Below are 17,479 nucleotides of genomic sequence, written 5' to 3'. Positions count from 1 at the left end.
TAGGATAGACAAAATGCAAAGGAAGGGCAGAAAAAAACTCAGTGGGGCAAATATAACGAGATTTCTCAGCCAACAACAAAAAAAGGAGACAAAAGTTGCCTTTTCTTGGTCAAATGGACAAAAGAAGGCCTTCACAAGAGGCTTTCAAGGGTAGAATAGGAGGGAAAAAGGACAAGTAACTAAGGGCGCAGCTTGCCTGCAGATCGAGCCCAACGGATCGTTTCCGCAAGACCTTGCGCCAGCGTATAGCGGGGAGAAAAGCCCAATTTGCGGATGGGAGAAGCGTCACATCGCCAATTGCGCTGAGCGATGATAGCATATTTATCGAGGTTCAGCGGGGTGATCATACCACTAATATCTGCCCACTTCTCCCCAAGGAAACACCCTACTTTAACCAATGGAAGCGGCACGCGCACGCGCAATATTTGTTTTCTTCCGAGGAGCCGTTGGAGCATTTGCCCGAACGCGACATCAGTGTATTCATCACCGTCCGCGACGATGTAGGTCTGTCCCACAGCATCTGGGTGCTCTGCAGCAATGAATACGGCAACTGCCAAATCGGCTGCATATATAAAGGTAAGCATCTGAGGTGTACTACCCGTAGAAAAGTCCACCCCTTGGTCCACGCTACGGATAGCCATCAGATAATCCTGGTCGTGAGGGCCATAAACACCGGTCGGTTGTATGATCGTATAGGGAAGGCCCGCGGCAGCTGTGTACTGCTCCGCCTCGAGCTTACTGCGTCCATAGGCCGTCGTCGGGCGACGAGGAGATGAAGTAGTCAGCGGGCTGACATCATCGACCGGAGGGCCGTAGCTTCCCATGCTACTCATGAGCACGAAACGCTCCGGAGGCATAGTAGCAGCTTTTAGCCCTATGAGCAAACGTTTTGTTTGTTCGGCGTTGATTTCATGGAAAAGGGAGAGGTCACGCACCTTAGTCACTCCGGCGTTATGTACAACCAGATGCCACGCAGGTTCGCCCTCGGGAGATAATTCGTCGGCCAAGCGCGCGACAGAAGAAGGGTTGCGATAGTCTATTTCGACGAACCGAATCCGTTCGTCGGTCAGTCGAGACCGATCGCTATGGGGACGTACTGCAGCCCATACCTCGTACCCGCGCTGCAAGGCTTCATCGACGAGATAGCCGCCGATGAAACCCGTTGCGCCGGTAATGAGAACGCGCTTGGTCCCCATTTCGTTATTGCTTTATGGCTTGGAAGCCCTCGCCGTAAACGCCTCGCACGACAGATTCGGAGACAAAAGCCTTGGGGTCAATCTCTCGAATGATACGATGCACGGCCAAGCTCTGTGTCTTGCGTACAACGACCACGAGCACCTTACAAGGCTGACCCGAGTATCCTCCCGTGGCATCCAGCAGCGTACAACCACGTTTGGCTCGTTCCTGTACGGCATTCTTGATCTCTTCGTACTTGAGACTGAATATAAGGAACTGCACAGACTGCCTATTTGAATTCAGATACCAGTCCAAAGACACCGAAACCAAGATCACTTCGATGGCAGAATAGATCAGCAGGTTGAAAGCATCGGACTGCGTCTTGCCTGCGATGTACACATTTACGAGGTACGAGCAGAGGATGATCAGGTTGTCAATAATCAATATGGCGCGTCCGAGGGACATATTCTTGTATTTGTTCAGGATGGCAACGATAATATCCGTCCCCCCTGTACTCGAATTGACAGAAAAAACGATGGCAATACCCAGACCACTGAGGATAGAGCCGATCACCAAAGCCAAAGCAGGTTCGTTCGGCAAAAGGATGGGAGTGAAGGTCTTTACACCATTGACCACCTCGGTCATGACGAGGTATTGTTCCCCGAAAGGAATAATGATCGCAAGGACCGCTACACTGATCACGGTCTTGACCATGAAGCGCCAGCCCAAGAAAATAAGTGCTACGACCGCCAAGCCTACATTAATGATATTGTACGGGATAGCGGCAGGAATGCCTGTTGCAATCTTGATAAGGGTAGAGATACCCGCCAAACCACCTGTGGTAATACCCTGAGAGAGGATGAATCCCGTCCATGCGAACGCATAGATACAACAACCCAGCACGATAAGAAGGTAGTCGTGTACCTTATAATACAGTCTTGATGTGTTTGCAAATGTCATAACTCAACGTTTTGATTGCGTGCATCCCGAGCGATGCACTGGGGTGAATAAGGATAAGTAATTATTGATTTTTCTTAGAACGACGTTTCTTGAAGTACAAAAAAAGCAACGCCACGACCACAATGGCCATGATGGAGTAGCCTATCTCGTGGCTGTACTTGTTCACGTGCTCCATCAGTTGCGCCTGCGTTCGGATGCCGGGTACCTGAGCCAGCGAATAGCCGATGACTGCCAAGATACAATTCCACAGCCCTGCGCCCAGCGAAGTGTAGAAGATAAAGGGCAGAAACTTCATACGAGCCAACCCCGCAGGGATGGAGATCAGCTGACGCACGGCCGGGATCAGACGACCGATAAGCGTGGAGACGGCACCATTCTTCTCGAAATACTGCTCCGCATGGCGCACTTTCTCTTCATTGATTAGGCAGAGATGTCCGAACTTGCTGTTGGCAAAAGCATAGACAAGCGGACGTCCCAACCAACGAGCCAGCAAATAGTTGATGATGGCGCCGAGGGCAGCACCGATCGTGGCGAAGAGAACGACGAGATAGATATTGAGCCCGTTCTGTCCCGTGGCGGCCATCCATGCAGCAGGCGGCACCACGACTTCGGAAGGGAAGGGAATAAACGAACTCTCGATCATCATCAGAAAGGTGATGGTCCAGTAATTTAAATGCGCGAGGCACCACTCGATAAAACCCATTATAGGAAGATATTACTATTGAAACATTATGTTTTCTGCTGCGTTTTCTGCCATGAATCCTTGAGCGATACGGTGCGATTGAACACCAACGCTCCCGAACGGCTGTCCCGATCCACCGTAAAGTAACCGATACGTTGGAATTGGAAGTGTGCGCCCACCGCAGCATCGGCCAGGAAGGGCTCCACGCGACAATGGGTAAGCACCTTGAGCGAGTCGGGATTGATCATCTCTTCCAACGTCTTATCCTTGACATCGGAGGGATTCTCGTCCGTGAAGAGACGGTCATACAGGCGCACCTCTGCCGACAGACTGTGTTCGGCCGATACCCAGTGGATTGTTCCCTTCACCTTGCGGTTGCTCTCCGGCATACCCGAGAGCGTCATAGGATCATATTCCGCATAGACTTCGGTCACGACACCCTGCTCGTCCTTCTTGCATCCCGTGCAGCGCACGATATAAGAGCTCTTGAGACGCACTTCCTGCCCCGGTGTCATGCGGAAGTATTTCTTCGGAGCATCTTCCATGAAGTCCTCACGCTCGATATAGAGTTCGCGAGCAAAGGGGATGGTGTGCGTACCGGCCGATTCGTCCTCGGGGTTGTTCACCGCTGTCATTTGCTCCACTTTGCCCTCGGGATAGTTCGTGATCACGAGCTTCACGGGGTCGATCACGCCCGAAACGCGGGTAGCGCGCTTGTTCAAGTCCTCGCGTACGGCATGCTCCAGCAGCGCCACGTCGATGATGCCGTCGTACTTGGTGTAGCCGATCTTGTCGATGAAGCTGCGTATCGATTCCGGTGTATAGCCGCGACGACGATAACCACAGATTGTAGGCATACGGGGGTCGTCCCATCCGGCTACGAGTCCGTCCTTAACGAGCTGGAGGAGCTTACGCTTGCTCATCATCGTATAAGTCAGGTTCAGACGGTTAAACTCGATCTGACGGGGAGCGTAGTTATCCTTGCGGAGCAACTCGATAAAATAGTTGTATAGCGGGCGATGCACCTCGAACTCCAGCGTACAAATGGAGTGCGTCACCCCCTCGAAGTAGTCGCTCTGCCCGTGGGCAAAGTCGTACATGGGATAGACGTTCCAGTCATGGCCCGTACGGTGGTGTGCATGCTTGATGATACGGTAGATAATGGGGTCGCGGAAGTGCATATTGGACGAAGCCATGTCGATCTTGGCACGCAGGATCATGGCACCCTCTTCGAACTCTCCCGCATTCATCCGACGGAAGAGATCCAAGCTCTCCTCTGCAGGACGATCGCGATAGGGGCTGGCCACGCCCGGGACGGTAGGCGTACCCTTTTGGGCTGCTATCTGTTCGGCAGTCTGTTCGTCCACATAGGCATGTCCCTCAAGGATCAGGCGCTCAGCGAAGTCGTACAGCTTCTGGAAGTAATCGGAAGCATAGTACACATTACCCCATTTGAACCCCAGCCACTCGATGTCCTCGCGGATGGCATCCACATACTCCACATCCTCCTTCACGGGGTTGGTGTCGTCGAATCGGAGGTTGCACACACCACCGTAGCGCTGCGCTATGCCGAAGTCAATACAGATAGCCTTGGCGTGGCCGATGTGCAGGTAGCCGTTAGGCTCCGGCGGGAATCGCGTCTGGATTCGTCCGTCGTTCTTGCCTTCGGCCAGATCGGTCTCTACTATTTGCTCGATGAAGTTGAGGCTCTTCTTCCCCTCTACACTACTATTGTTCAGATGCTCGCTCATAAGCTTATGCTCCAATGTACTTTTTCTACCGCAACGACATGCTTGCAGTTGCCGTATTCTTGTCTTTAAGTATGCAAAGATAATGATATTGAGCCACTAACATACAAAGGACTCAAAGCGTCACATCTGCCGAAAGATCATGGGAAAAGCAGCGCGAACGCAAACCGAAAAATAACAAGCCCCGACTACAGAGAAATACCCCGTGCAGCAACATCTTTTTTAACACCCGAGAGCCTATTGGGAGGCGTAGAGCATCTTTTTCGAATTTATGAGCCGAATTTCTGAAAAACATGGCGCCAAAAGGGCTGAAATACACGCGCCAAAAGATTTTCGATTTGGCGCATAATCTTTTCCAAAATGGCGCCAAAATAAATTTGAAATGGCGCGAGTTTTTTCGTCCATCTGCACGGCATGGAGATCATAACACTCTTGCACATTCTTTTACAAGAGGGCATACATTCTTCGACAATGCCACATAATCATCAGCCAGACACATCATAGAATGGCTATTTCGACAAGGGCAAATGGACGAATACTGTGGAGTTTGTCCTATTTTTGAGGAGAACTAATCAGGATAATGGTATGCAACGAAAGACCCTCACCACACCTTATGACACGATTCCCCGTGCAGAGTTTTCTGCCAATCTGCTCCGTCTCGAAGAAGCAGCCGTGCAGGCTGCCCGCTCGGCCTACGCGCCCTACAGTCATTTTTCGGTAGGGGCTGCGGCATTGCTGGACAATGGGGAGATACTCGCCGGCAGCAATCAGGAAAATGCAGCCTACCCCTCGGGGCTATGTGCGGAGCGCACAGTGCTCTTCTATGCCGGCGCCCGATACCCCGATGCTGCCGTGCAGGAGATGGTGGTCGTGGCATTTTCGGCTACGGGTCGCGTGCCTCTGATCACGCCCTGCGGAGCCTGTCGTCAAGTCATGGTGGAGGTTTGCAGCCGCCATCGTCCGTTTCCCGTGCTGATGATAGGTGCGGACGAAGCGGTGAGAGTGGCGGATGCACGCTTCTTGCTGCCATTCGCATTCGACGGCAGCGACTTCGTTCCATAGCAGTCGGTCTTATGGCTTATAAGTGACGGAGGCGGACAGTGGGTCGCGCCGCGTCGGCAACGGGCAGTGTGATCGTGAGAATGCGCTCCTCATCCGGCAGGAGGTCGAAGGCATTATCCGAGAACTGCGCCCCGAGCACGTCCACCTCAATGAATAAATCTTTGACCAGACTGGGTGAATGCAGCACCAATTCCCACGTCTTATCGCCCGTGCGACAAAGCCGTTGTGAGACATTGGGATCGGTCGGCAAGTCCAACTCTTTCGGGGCATAGTGGTAGTACAGGGTAGAAGCCCATCCCTCTCCGTAGGCTTCGCCCACATCCTCGACGAGCGAAAGGCGCAGGAGCGTATTACGCCTCATCTCCATTGGCAACCATTCGTCTATGGCAAAAGGCAGGACGGTGGGTTGCTGCCTATCCACCTCTACTCCACGGATCCAAAAAGCGGGATAGCGTCGGCCGTCAAATCCGATCGGCTCCACTCGAAGAGCCATCCGATCCTCCCCCTTGGCTTCGGGAGCATCCGACACGATAGTGATCGTACCTTTCTCCACATCGGGCACGATGATGACCGGTTCGAAAGCCCTGCGCACCTGATAGTGTAGGGGTTTCCACTGTCCGTAATAGTCGATGCCGGACCACGATATGGCCGGCCACGCATCATTCAACTGCCAATAGAGACTGCCCATGCAGAAGGGTTTGGCCGCCCGCTGGGCTTCCAGACCGATACGCATGCCCTGCCCCTGCATGATGAGCGACTTGTAAACGAAGTCCTCGAAGTCCTGCGGCTCGGCATAGTCCCGTCGCATATATTCGAGGATAATCTCATTGCCCACACTACTCTTCTGCCGTGCACGCATGACGGGGGAGTCGAGTTGCATATCTTCTTCGCGGGCAAAGCTCTTCAGGGTCTTATACTCGGGGAAACTCTCGAAGCCAAACTCACTCATAAACCGCGGTATTCTCTCCCGCAGGATGCCGAACGGCTCGCGGCCGTACCACACTCCCCAGTAGTGACTATCGCCCCAAGCCAATGTGTGGGGACGCCCCCAGTTGGCCGTATCGGGAGAGGTCTCTATGTAGGAACGGGCGGGATCCAACGCGGCGACGCGCTCGGGCAGGAGTTCGCAGAAGAGCTTTTCATAGTCGGTACAGAAGCGGCTGTAAGTCGCTGCATCGAAGCGTTTCTGCCATCCCCAGTACTTGAGGCCCTCGCGTATCTCGTTATTGCCACACCAAAGGGCGAGGGAGGGATGTTCGCGCAGGCGACGGATATTATAGTCTGCCTCCTCGCGCACATTGTGTAGGAAGTCGTCATCACCCGGATAGGGCGTGCAGGCAAAAGCAAAGTCCTGCCAGATGAGAATGCCGTTTGCATCAGCCAGCTCATAGAAGCAGTCGTCTTCATAGATGCCCCCGCCCCATACGCGGATCATATTCATGTTGGCATCGGTAATCGAACGGAACAATTCCTCCCAATATGCCTCCGTGCGGGTCGGCAGCATCATCGTACCGGGGATATAGTTGGCTCCTCTCATATACAAGGGTTCGCCGTTCACACGGAAGAAGAAGCTGTGCCCGTGAGCATCTGCTTCGCGCACGAACTCGACCGTTCTGAAGCCGATCTTGGTACTATATGACTGCAAAATTTCCCCGGAAGGGTCTTGGAGTTCGGCCCGAAGGGTGTAGAGCAGGGGTAGTCCCGAGCCGTTGGGCATCCAGCGATCAGGCGTTGTCACGATGAAGGAGGTGCGGCAGCGTTCTTCTCCACCCGCCACCGTAAGTCTGTCGCGGTGCACAAGTCGTCCGCCCGGGCTGTAGAGCGACAATTGCAATTGGGCGGAGGAGGGAACGTTTCCATTCCATCTCAACGGGAAAAAGCAATCAACTTGGGCATGTTCTGCCAGTGTATAGTTCACCTCGGGGCGCGAAGCAAAAGAGACATTGCCCTCGAAACGAATGCTTATCGGCCGCCAGATCCCCGTCGTCACGAGCCGCGGCCCCCAGTCCCAACCGTAATGATAGGGAGCTTTGCGGGTATAGACGCTCAACTTCTCGGGATGATGGTCGTTGTCCGCGGGATAGTCGAAGCCGTCACGTGCCCGCAGCGGACGCACTTCTTTCATGGGCGAACGGAAACGGATAAGCAGTTCGTTCCCTTCGCGGCGGAGGAGATGATTTATTTCTACTTCCTTGCCGACAAACATATTGCGACTCTCCAGTATGGCAGTGCCGTTGAGCAGGACAGTGGCGTAGGTGTCGAGTCCTTCAACGACAAGCACGGCACGCGGACTATGCAGCTGCTTTTCGGACAGAGAGAAGGTGAGACGGTAATCCCAATCCAGCTCTTCAGGCCACTGAGTCTGTGCCTCTTGGAGCCTGTAGTTATGATCGGGCAAGAGACCGTGGCGCATAAGATCGTATTGCACCACACCGGGCACCGTGGCAGGTAGCCACGCAATGCTATCATGTCGGCTGAATTCCCATCCCCTATCAAGGCGGAGCGTATCAGCTCCGTAGGTAGAGGCTGCTGCAGTTTGGAACATCGCCACGATCGAAATGACGGCAAGGAGGAGTATGCGGGGGAGGTGTTTGGCAGTCATGTCAGGGAAGGGAAAGAAGTGGATTACTCGTTTTCGGTATCGTCTTCGCTTTCGCTTTGGAGCGATAAGGGCATCTTCTTCTTGGGCGAAATGCCGAGACTGCGCATCTTCTCGACCCGTGTCACAATATTGCCGCGGCCTTCACTCAATTGTCCACGCGCCTTGGCCAGCGTGTCCACGGTATTCTTGGCCTGTTCTTCGGCGCGGATCAGCGTCTCGGCAAAGGTGCAGAACTTATCATACAGGCCGTTGGCCTGATCGACGATCTTCTGAATGTTTTTCACCTGACGGTCACGTTGCCACAGGTCAAGAGCCATACGCAAGGCTGCGATGAGGTTGGTCGGATTCATCAGCAGCACCCTTTTGCTATAGGCATGGTCCCAAAGGGTAGGACGTTCGCGCAGAGCGATGGTATAAGCCGGCTCGTTGGGGATGAAAAGCATGACGAACTCCGGAGCTTCTTCGCTATAATCCTGGTAGCTCTTGCTTGCCAATTCGTCAATATGCCTGCGGATGCTCGCTATATGCTCCTCCAGCCAATGTTTTCGTTCGGCATCATCTTCCGCAGCCACGAACGAAGCATAGGCGGTAAGAGACACCTTGCTGTCGATAATCACCTGCTGTCCGTTGGGATAACGGACTATCACATCGGGACGCATGCGGCTACCCGTCTCATCATGACGGAGGGCGCGCCCCTCCTCGTCGGTCATCGTCTCTTGAATAAAGAACTCTTCACCTTCGGTGAGTCCGCTGCGTCGGAGGAGGTTCTCGAGTATCATTTCGCCCCAGTCGCCCTGAACTTTGGAATCTCCTTTGAGCGCGCGCGTCAGATTATTGGCATCATCGCTCAGGCGACTGTTCTGTTCGATGAGTCTTTGCAACTCTTTGGCCAGAGAAAAACGTTCGCGCGCTTCCTCATGATAGGTCTTCTCTACTTTTTCTTCGAACTGCTTAATGCGCTCGTTTAGTGGCTTGAGGATTTCGCCTATGCGCTGTTCGTTGACGCCGGACAGCTTCTTACTCTTATCTTCCAGTATCTCGGATGCCGTAGCTTTGAACAGTGCTTGCATCTCTTCGGATATCTGCCCGGCACGTTCGCGCTCACGTTCCAACTCGGCACGGGTTGCTTGCAAGCGCGTCTCCAGCTCGGCACGAATACGAATGGACTCCTTCTGCTCTTCTTGCAGGGCTGTTTTTTCGCGTGTGGCGGCGTCGAGCTGAGCCGTCAGTCTGCCCATTTCCATATTTGAACGCTCGTTTTCCAACCGTCGTTCGGCCGCTTGTTTGCGACCGGACAGCCATACAATGACAGCTGCTGCCACAACTACGACTGCAACGATCCAGTATAATTCCACTCCTACCATACTATATTATTGATTGTGGAACGAAGATAACCAAGAATTTTGGCGCGACAATTATAAAATTCACACCCCTCGGAAAAGCACGAACGGGACAATACGGAGAAAGGAATGATCCAAAATCTTGGTTATCTTCGTTCCACAATTATGACAGAGAGGAATAGAACAAGCGTGAGCGACAGCACCGAAGAGGTCGTATTGCTACTCAACATCGGGTCTCCGGACAGCCCCGCAGAGGAAGATGTAGCCCGCTTTCTCACTTCATTCCTGACTGACAAGCGCATCATTCCCCTCCCTTCTCCTCTCAGACACCTTCTCGTTCGCGGACTCATCGTGCCCCTCAGGAAGAAGCGATCTGCCCGGATTTATCGCACGATATGGGACAAAGACTCCCGTTCCTTCCCCCTCATCCGACACACGAAGGCCATAGCCCAAGCGCTCAATACAGCCGGAAAGGAAACCTATGCAGCCATGCGCTACGGCCGTCCGAGCGTAGAAGAAGCACTATTACCCCTGAGAAAGCGGCAGAACATCCGCCTGACGATCCTATCCTTGCTCCCACATTATGCGATGAGTAGCTACGAAACGGCTGTGGAGCACTGCCGTGCCGAAATCGGACGCCTCTGCCCCGATATTCCTTTTCGCGTCATTCCGCCTTTCTACGCACACGAAGCTTATATCCGCGCACTGTCGGAACGCATCAGGCCTTACCTACAAACGCCCTTCGACAAGCTTATTCTTTCCTATCACGGCATCCCGCAAAATCATTTAGATCGCACCACCCGACAGACACTGGGGCTGCATCATCCCGATGGATGCTGCACCGCCGACGATCCCACAGCAAGCGTATGCTATCTGTATCAGACGCGACAGACGACAACACTCCTCCGCCAATCGCTCGGCTTGCGGGAGGATCAGATAGAAGAAGCATTCCAATCACGCTTCGGCCATACCGAGTGGTTGCAACCATATCTCGCCGACCGTCTGGCCGCCCTGCCGTCGGAAGGAGTCAGACGTGTGCTGATAACCAGTCCATCTTTCGTATGCGACTGTTTGGAAACAATCGAAGAAGTAGCCGAACATGGCAAACGAATTTTCATGCAAGCGGGTGGGTTCTCCTACACTTATATCTCTTGTCTCAACGAAGACGGTGTGTGGATAGAATCGCTCCGAACCATCCTACAGGAACCATAGCCTCATGCTCAGACACTATACCGACCATCCAAACGACCTCCCGCTGCTGCAACAAGCCATCGCAGCCACCCAGAGAGAAGAGAGCGGAGCTCCTGCCGGCGACACTCCTCGCTCCAAGATACTCTACGCAGCACGCAACAAGCTGTACACCGTGTCCTCATCCCGTGGCAATCTGGTGGTCAAGAGCTTCCGCATACCCATCATCCTACAACGCATCGTCTATACCTTTCTGCGTCCGTCCAAGGCATTACGCTCCTATCGCAACGCCATCCGACTACAAAGCTGCGGCATAGGCACGCCCACACCGCTGGGCTATGCCATAGAGCGCAAAGACGGACTCCTTCGCAGAAGCTACTATGTATGCGAGAGCATCGCGACAGGGCGGGACATCCGACTGGCCATGCAGGGGCTGGAAGAGGACGATACTCTCTTGCGGGCATTGGCCGCTTTCATTGCACGTATGCACCAAGCGGGTATCCTCCACATAGATCTTTCGCCCGGAAATGTCCTGTACGAGCAGAACGACGAGGGGGAATATCGATTCTATCTGATCGATCTGAACAGAATGCGCTTCTATGATTGCCCCATTACAGGACAACGGGCTTATGACAACTTCGCACGACTGAGCTTGTACTCCGCCGTAAGCCAACAACTGGCCGAGTACTATGCCGAAGTGCAAGGGGCGGACATAAGCGAAGCGGTGAGAGGGATACAAACGGCTTCGGACAGATTCTTCCGCAGCAAGGTGCGCAAGTATGCCTGCAAAACACTGGTCAAAGAAGAAAAGAGCATGAGTCGCTCAGCACACAGACGGGGCTACCTCCGCTATCGGAGGACGCGTCTGCTTCGCAAGATCACCCACAGCGCTGCTCTATACCGTCGCGAAGAAGAACTGTACCACACCTATCTGGAAGCTGGCGACCTGCGCGGAACGCTCCGTCGCAGCGAGGGATACACCCAAGCCCATAACGAAAAATAGAGGAAAGAGACCATGAGCCGCATAGCTTTTGATGCCAAAAGGATCACATCCAACACCACAGGGCTGGGCAATTACAGCCGATTCGTCGTTGATGCCCTGACCACTTTTCACCCCGAACACAGCTATTTCTTATGCTCACCCGAGGAAGGTAATCCTTCCTTATACGCCCATTTGCGCGAACGTAAGGGAGTGAAATGGATGTTCCCGAACGGTCGTGTGGGAGGTTCCCTCTGGCGAAACTTCGGCATCGTACCCGAACTCAGAACCGAAGGCATCGATCTCTTCCACGGACTGAGTCACGAATTGCCACGAGGCATCTATGGCAAGGGAATGGCTACGGTGGTTACGGTGCACGATCTGATCTTTATCCGCTATCCGCACTACTACAAACCCATCGACAGACTCCTCTATCGGATCAAATACGGCTGCGCCGCCCGTCATGCCGACAGGGTCATCGCCATAAGCGAACAGACCAAACGCGATGTGATGACCTACTTCCACGTGCCGGCCGATCGGATAGATGTCGTCTATCAAGGCTGCTCGCCCGCTTTCGGACAAGCTACCCCCGAAGACGAAGCCAGAGCAAGGACGGAGTATAACCTCCCCGATCGCTACCTGCTGTACGTAGGCAGCATAGAAACAAGGAAGAATCTCAAGCTCGCCGTGGAGGCACTTGCCCGATGCCAAGACCGCAGCATCCGACTGGTAGCCGTGGGTAAGCGCATGCCCTACTGCACCGAAGTGGAAGAAGTGGCACGCCACCTCGGAGTGGCGGAGCGGCTCATCCTGCTGCACGGGGTGCCCTTCGCCCTCCTGCCCGGTATCTATCGCGGTGCGGAAGCGTTCCTGTATCCTTCGCGATTCGAGGGATTCGGCATCCCCATCGTGGAGGCATTGGCCTCCGGCGTCCCCGTCATTGCAGCCACGGGCTCGTGTCTGGAAGAAGCGGGTGGCCCTTCTTCGCTCTACACCGACCCCGATGATCCTGATATGATGGCGTCGATGCTGGACAGCGTCTTGTCCGACTCCTCTCTTCGCCACCGCATGATAACGGACGGATACAGCTACATCAAGCGATTCTCCCCGCGTGCCATAGCCGATGCCCTCATGCAGGTATACGATCGCGTACTCCGAGAGAAAGGCTCGTCCCTCAGGTAATCCGCATCGGAAGAGAGCAGACAAAAAAGAAAAAGAGCGTTGCAGAGATATTCTCCCGCAACGCTCTCTTTTTTGAGTTTTAGTCTATATGTGCAGCGCAATCTGCTCGGGCTGCTTACTTCTTCTTGCCTTGATTGGCCACAGCTTCCATCAGCTTTTTGATCTCTTCGGGGTCGCCGAGGAAATAATCCTTCACCAACTGCAGATTGTCGTCGAACTCGAAAACATAAGGCACTGCCGTGGGGAGGTTGAGACTGATGATACCTTCGTCCGAGATATTCTTCAGCACCTTGATGATACCGCGGAGGCTGTTGCCGTGAGCAGCCACCAATACCTCGTCATGCTCCTTGAGCGTGGGAAAAATGGTCTCGTTCCAATAGGGCAGGATACGAGCCACCGTGTCGCTCAGAGCCTCCGTCAACGGCAGATCCTGCTCGCTCACGCCCTTGTAGCGGGGGTCCATAAAAGGAGAGCGGGGGTCGTCCTTGGCCATGGGCGTAGGGGGCACATCGTAGCTACGACGCCAGATGAGTACCTGTTCGTCGCCGTACTTCTCGGCAGTCTCGGCCTTATTGAGCCCCTGCAACATACCATAATGTTTCTCGTTGAGACGCCAGCTCTTCTCCACGGGTATCCAGTCCAGGTCCATGACGTCCAGAACGCCATTCAGCGTCTTCACTGCGCGTTTGAGATAGGAGGTATAGGCTTTGGTAAAGTGGAAGCCCTCTTTCTTCATCAGTGCACCAGCTTTCAGAGCTTCCTCTATTCCCTTCTCGGACAGATCCACATCCGTCCAACCCGTAAAACGGTTCTCTTTGTTCCACATGCTTTCACCGTGGCGAATCAATACTATTCTTTTCATAATTACATCGTGATCTTAGTCTGGTGCGAAGTTAGTCATTAAAGTTCAATGCGAGACCTGAGAGCCAATCAATGATCGCGCATAAATCGGACGAAACGTGGCACCAAATTCGATGAGAAAGATGCGCCATTTTGAATTTGTTTTGGCACATATTCTTTTTGGAAATGGCGCCATTTCCAAAAAATTTCGGCGCAGATATTCCGCTCTTTTTGGTGCAAGATTCCGGTACCCAACCGGCGTAAAAATATGGAAAAGGCGGTCTGGTCCAAGGCAAAAGGCGCAGGACGACATAATTTCGTATTTTCGTGCAAGCATTCTCACTTCTGTATTATGGGGAAATATCTATACGATAAAGATTTGTCCGTCGTCGTGCCTGTCTTCAACGAGGAGGGGAACCTTCCCGAGCTATACTGCCGCCTGACGGCGGTACTGAGTGCGCTGACAGAGAAATACGAAATCATCTTTGTCAACGACGGCAGCAGCGACGGCTCTCTCCGGCTCATCGAGGACTTCGCAGCCGCGGATAGTCGTGTGTACTACATAGCACTGAGTCGCAACTTCGGACACCAAGTAGCAGTGAGTGCTGGCTTGGACTATGTACGAGGGCGAGCCACAGTGATCATGGATGCCGACCTGCAAGATCCGCCGGAACTAATACCGGAGCTGTACGGGAAGCACACCGAGGGATACCAAGTGGTCTATGTGCGCCGACGCAAACGCGAGGGAGAGAGTGCATTCAAGAAGATATCGGCCAAACTATTCTACCGACTGATGCGACGTGTGGCACGAATCGATATGCCGATGGACACAGGCGACTTCCGCCTCGTAGACCATCACATCGTGAGCTGCCTGCGACGGATGCCGGAGCAGAGCAAGTTCCTGCGCGGCCAAATAGCGTGGATGGGCTACCGACAGACGGGAATAGAACTGGATCGTCCCGAGCGCAAACACGGTCGGTCGGGCTATTCGGTTTCTAAGATGTTTGCCTTGGCCTTCGACGGCATCACAGGTTTCTCCAACAAACCGCTCGAATGGGTCTCACGCATGGGGCTGATCGTATTCTTGATCGCCTTGGCCGTCATCATCTACTCACTCATCAGGCACTACATCTATCACCAGACGGTGGAGGGATGGACCTCGATCATCGCCAGTTCCATGTTTATCGGTGGCATCCAACTGCTGTCGATAGGCGTGATAGGCAGCTATATAGCTCGCATCAACAAGAACACGGACAACAGACCGCTCTACCTGATAGCTGACAGCAACATAGAAACAGATAGCGAAGAATGACCACCGAAGACGCGGAAAACAACCTGTCGGAAAGGGACAGCGACCTCCATCTCCTCCACGAAAGGGAGCTGCCGGAGCGTTATGTGCACGGAGAGGTGTACGACTACGAGTTCGAGCCTGACGATTGGACTGAGGAGGATAGTGCATTGCCTCCACCCATAGAGGAGAATACACAGCCCACTGCTTCGGAGGCGAAGACTCCCCAGGAGGTTTTGCTCAAGTACTGGGGATACGATTCCTTCCGCCCGATGCAGCTCCCCATCATCGAGTCTGTGCTGGCAGGTAAGGACACACTGGGACTGCTCCCCACCGGCGGAGGCAAGAGTATTACCTTCCAAGTACCCGGATTGCTCCTCCCGGGTCTCACTCTCGTGGTGACTCCTCTCATTGCATTGATGAAGGATCAGGTGGCAGGACTTCGGCAGAAAGGGATCAAGGTGGCAGCCATCCACGCGGGCATGTCACGCGAGAAAATCATCACAGCGCTGGACAACTGCATTTACGGACGTTATAAGTTTCTGTACGTTTCGCCCGAGCGATTGTCGACTCCTCTATTCCTGAGCCGATTGGACTCCCTGCGCGTGAGCTTGTTGGTCGTGGACGAATGTCACTGTATCTCGCAATGGGGCTATGACTTCCGCCCTGCCTATCTCGCTATTGCCGACGTGCGCAAGGCACTGCCGGAGGTGCCGGTGCTGGCTCTGACCGCTACGGCGACGGAGCCTGTCATCGAAGATATTCAGCGCATACTCGAATTTGCTGAGCCGAACGTGCTGCGCAAGAGTTTCTACCGCCCCAATCTCTCCTACTCGATCCGCCGAACTGCGGACAAAGAGACCATGCTGCTGCACATTCTCTCCAAGGTGCAGGGTTCGGCTATCGTGTACTGTCGCAACAGGGATAAGACGCGCGACCTCGCTCGCTACCTACAAAAGAACGGACTGGCTGCGGATTTCTACCACGCGGGGTTGAACCACGTGACGCGTGAGCTGCGTCAGCAAAGTTGGATGGACAACGAAACGCGCGTGATCGTCTGCACGAATGCTTTTGGAATGGGTATCGACAAACCCGACGTACGACTGGTCATACACATGGAGATGCCGTCTTCGCTGGAAGAGTATTTCCAAGAAGCCGGACGTGCGGGGCGCGATGGCGAACTCTCCTACGCTGTACTCTTGACTGGAGAGGACGACCTTTTCAATCTGAAGCGTCGCGTGGGTAACGAGTTTCCGCCGAGGGAATTCATCGCCAAGGTGTACAACCGCATATGTAACTACCTACAAGTGGGTGAAGGTGAGGGCTTCGAGCGTGCCTACGACCTTGACGTGGATGCATTCTGTCGGAGCTTTCGGATGTTTCCCACACAGGTATTGGCCGCTATCCGCATTCTGGACGTAGCAGGAATTTGGGAGTATCGGGAAGAGCTGACGCGTTCGAGACTGATGATGCTGGTACAGCGCGACGAGCTGTATCGGATGAGAAGCGAAAAAGCGCTGGACAGCGTACTGGCTGCCATAATGAGAAGTTACGACGGACTATTCGCGGATTACGTTTCGGTAATCGAGAGTGAAATTGCAGAGAAGACCGGATTGACCACGGATCTGGTGTATCAGCAACTGCTACACCTCAATAAAATCGGGATACTAAACTACATCCCACAGAAGAATTTGCCTCGCATCTTTTTCCGTACCCGACGCGAAGATGCCGATCTACTCCAGATACCCCGCTCGGCTTATGAGGATAGACGCGAACGACTCAAGGCTCGTATCGATCAATCCCTCCACTACATTGAGGAAGAAAATGACTGCCGAAGTCGTATGTTGCTGGCATACTTCGGAGAGCAACAGTCGCACAACTGCAAGCTATGCGACGTATGTCTCAGACGAAAGGACGGGAAACTGCTCCAGCACGAAGTGGACGATTTGCTACGCTTCCTCGCAGAACGACTGACGGAGGACTCACCCTATGTGCTCGTAGCGGACATCTGCGAAGAGTTGGAGCACCATCCGGATGTGATCCTTCGTGCCTTGGACTTCATTTTGAAAGAGAGCTGGCAATACGCCACAGACGGTGATGCCGTCTTCCTCACCCACAAACTGCCCGGCGGCCTACGCCTCTAATTTCACTCCACAAGGGACTTCAAGAAAACTTTCTCCACCGCCTTTCTTGATCAAAATACTGCATGTATCAATCCTCCACCCCTATCTGGATGAGACTCTCGAAGCGAAAAGACACTCTTACTAACGGAATATTCGGTTAATCAGAGCTATTCTCTGGAAAACAGGCGACAAATCAGTAAAATTACGCCTCGGGATTGAGCAAAAAGTCGGGCGATTTGTGTTTCGTTTTGGCGCCATTTCTCCATGATTGATGCGCCGTTTTCTTTTCCCTTTGGCGCGACTTTGCAT

The 17,479-nt window shown here is 53.6% G+C and carries 13 protein-coding genes; 6 read left to right on the top strand and 7 right to left on the bottom strand.

Features of this window, described 5'->3' with window-relative positions:
* Positions 1-179 precede the first annotated feature (179 nt).
* The 4 genes from C7382_RS09705 to C7382_RS09690 form a co-directional block, all read right to left on the bottom strand.
* Entirely contained in the window at positions 180-1,196 is a 1,017-nt protein-coding gene (locus C7382_RS09705) for an NAD-dependent epimerase/dehydratase family protein (protein WP_116680077.1), read from the bottom strand.
* Positions 1,197-1,200: 4 nt separating this feature from the next.
* Positions 1,201-2,136: a YitT family protein gene (locus tag C7382_RS09700; RefSeq protein ID WP_116680076.1), complete on the bottom strand. Its 936-nt coding sequence runs from the start codon at positions 2,134-2,136 to the stop codon at positions 1,201-1,203.
* A 61-nt stretch (positions 2,137-2,197) separates the two neighbouring features.
* Positions 2,198-2,839, bottom strand: a complete 642-nt coding sequence (locus C7382_RS09695) for a DedA family protein (RefSeq protein WP_116680075.1) — start codon at positions 2,837-2,839, stop codon at positions 2,198-2,200.
* Between the two features lie 26 nt (positions 2,840-2,865).
* Positions 2,866-4,569: a glutamine--tRNA ligase/YqeY domain fusion protein gene (locus C7382_RS09690; protein ID WP_116680074.1), complete on the bottom strand. Its 1,704-nt coding sequence runs from the start codon at positions 4,567-4,569 to the stop codon at positions 2,866-2,868.
* A 582-nt stretch (positions 4,570-5,151) separates the two neighbouring features.
* Here C7382_RS09690 and cdd point away from each other — a divergent pair.
* The gene (gene cdd, locus C7382_RS09685; protein ID WP_116680073.1) at positions 5,152-5,628 is read left to right on the top strand and encodes a cytidine deaminase; all 477 of its coding nucleotides are present in this window, start codon (positions 5,152-5,154) and stop codon (positions 5,626-5,628) included.
* A gap of 16 nt (positions 5,629-5,644) precedes the next feature.
* On the opposite strand, the gene C7382_RS09680 is transcribed toward cdd, so the two are convergent.
* A complete protein-coding gene (locus tag C7382_RS09680; RefSeq protein ID WP_116680072.1) occupies positions 5,645-8,230 on the bottom strand; it encodes a beta-mannosidase in 2,586 nt (861 codons plus the stop codon).
* 23 nt (positions 8,231-8,253) lie between these two features.
* A complete protein-coding gene (locus C7382_RS09675) occupies positions 8,254-9,594 on the bottom strand; it encodes a DNA recombination protein RmuC (protein WP_207772741.1) in 1,341 nt (446 codons plus the stop codon).
* A gap of 141 nt (positions 9,595-9,735) precedes the next feature.
* Between C7382_RS09675 and hemH the strand changes: the two genes are divergently transcribed.
* The 3 genes from hemH to C7382_RS09660 are packed head-to-tail and all read left to right on the top strand — an operon-like array spanning position 9,736 to position 12,919.
* A complete protein-coding gene (gene hemH, locus C7382_RS09670) occupies positions 9,736-10,782 on the top strand; it encodes a ferrochelatase (RefSeq protein WP_116680079.1) in 1,047 nt (348 codons plus the stop codon).
* 4 nt (positions 10,783-10,786) lie between these two features.
* The gene (locus C7382_RS09665; protein ID WP_116680071.1) at positions 10,787-11,761 is read left to right on the top strand and encodes a lipopolysaccharide kinase InaA family protein; all 975 of its coding nucleotides are present in this window, start codon (positions 10,787-10,789) and stop codon (positions 11,759-11,761) included.
* 12 nt (positions 11,762-11,773) lie between these two features.
* Entirely contained in the window at positions 11,774-12,919 is a 1,146-nt protein-coding gene (locus C7382_RS09660; RefSeq protein WP_116680070.1) for a glycosyltransferase family 4 protein, read from the top strand.
* A gap of 115 nt (positions 12,920-13,034) precedes the next feature.
* On the opposite strand, the gene gpmA is transcribed toward C7382_RS09660, so the two are convergent.
* On the bottom strand, positions 13,035-13,781 hold the full coding sequence (gene gpmA / locus C7382_RS09655; RefSeq protein ID WP_116680069.1) for a 2,3-diphosphoglycerate-dependent phosphoglycerate mutase: 747 nt from the start codon (positions 13,779-13,781) through the stop codon (positions 13,035-13,037).
* A 330-nt stretch (positions 13,782-14,111) separates the two neighbouring features.
* Here gpmA and C7382_RS09650 point away from each other — a divergent pair, with 330 nt between their 5' ends.
* A complete protein-coding gene (locus tag C7382_RS09650) occupies positions 14,112-15,071 on the top strand; it encodes a glycosyltransferase family 2 protein (RefSeq protein WP_116680078.1) in 960 nt (319 codons plus the stop codon).
* Complete coding sequence (locus C7382_RS09645) at positions 15,068-17,191, top strand: RecQ family ATP-dependent DNA helicase (protein WP_116680068.1); 2,124 nt, start codon at positions 15,068-15,070, stop codon at positions 17,189-17,191. The genes C7382_RS09650 and C7382_RS09645 overlap by 4 nt, the downstream gene beginning before the upstream one ends.
* Positions 17,192-17,479 lie beyond the last annotated feature (288 nt).

The sequence above is a fragment of the Porphyromonas loveana genome, from assembly GCF_003096695.1.
GTDB lineage: Bacteria > Bacteroidota > Bacteroidia > Bacteroidales > Porphyromonadaceae > Porphyromonas > Porphyromonas loveana.
Note: the sequence above shows the minus strand (reverse complement) of the source record. Positions and strands in the feature narration are given on the sequence as shown.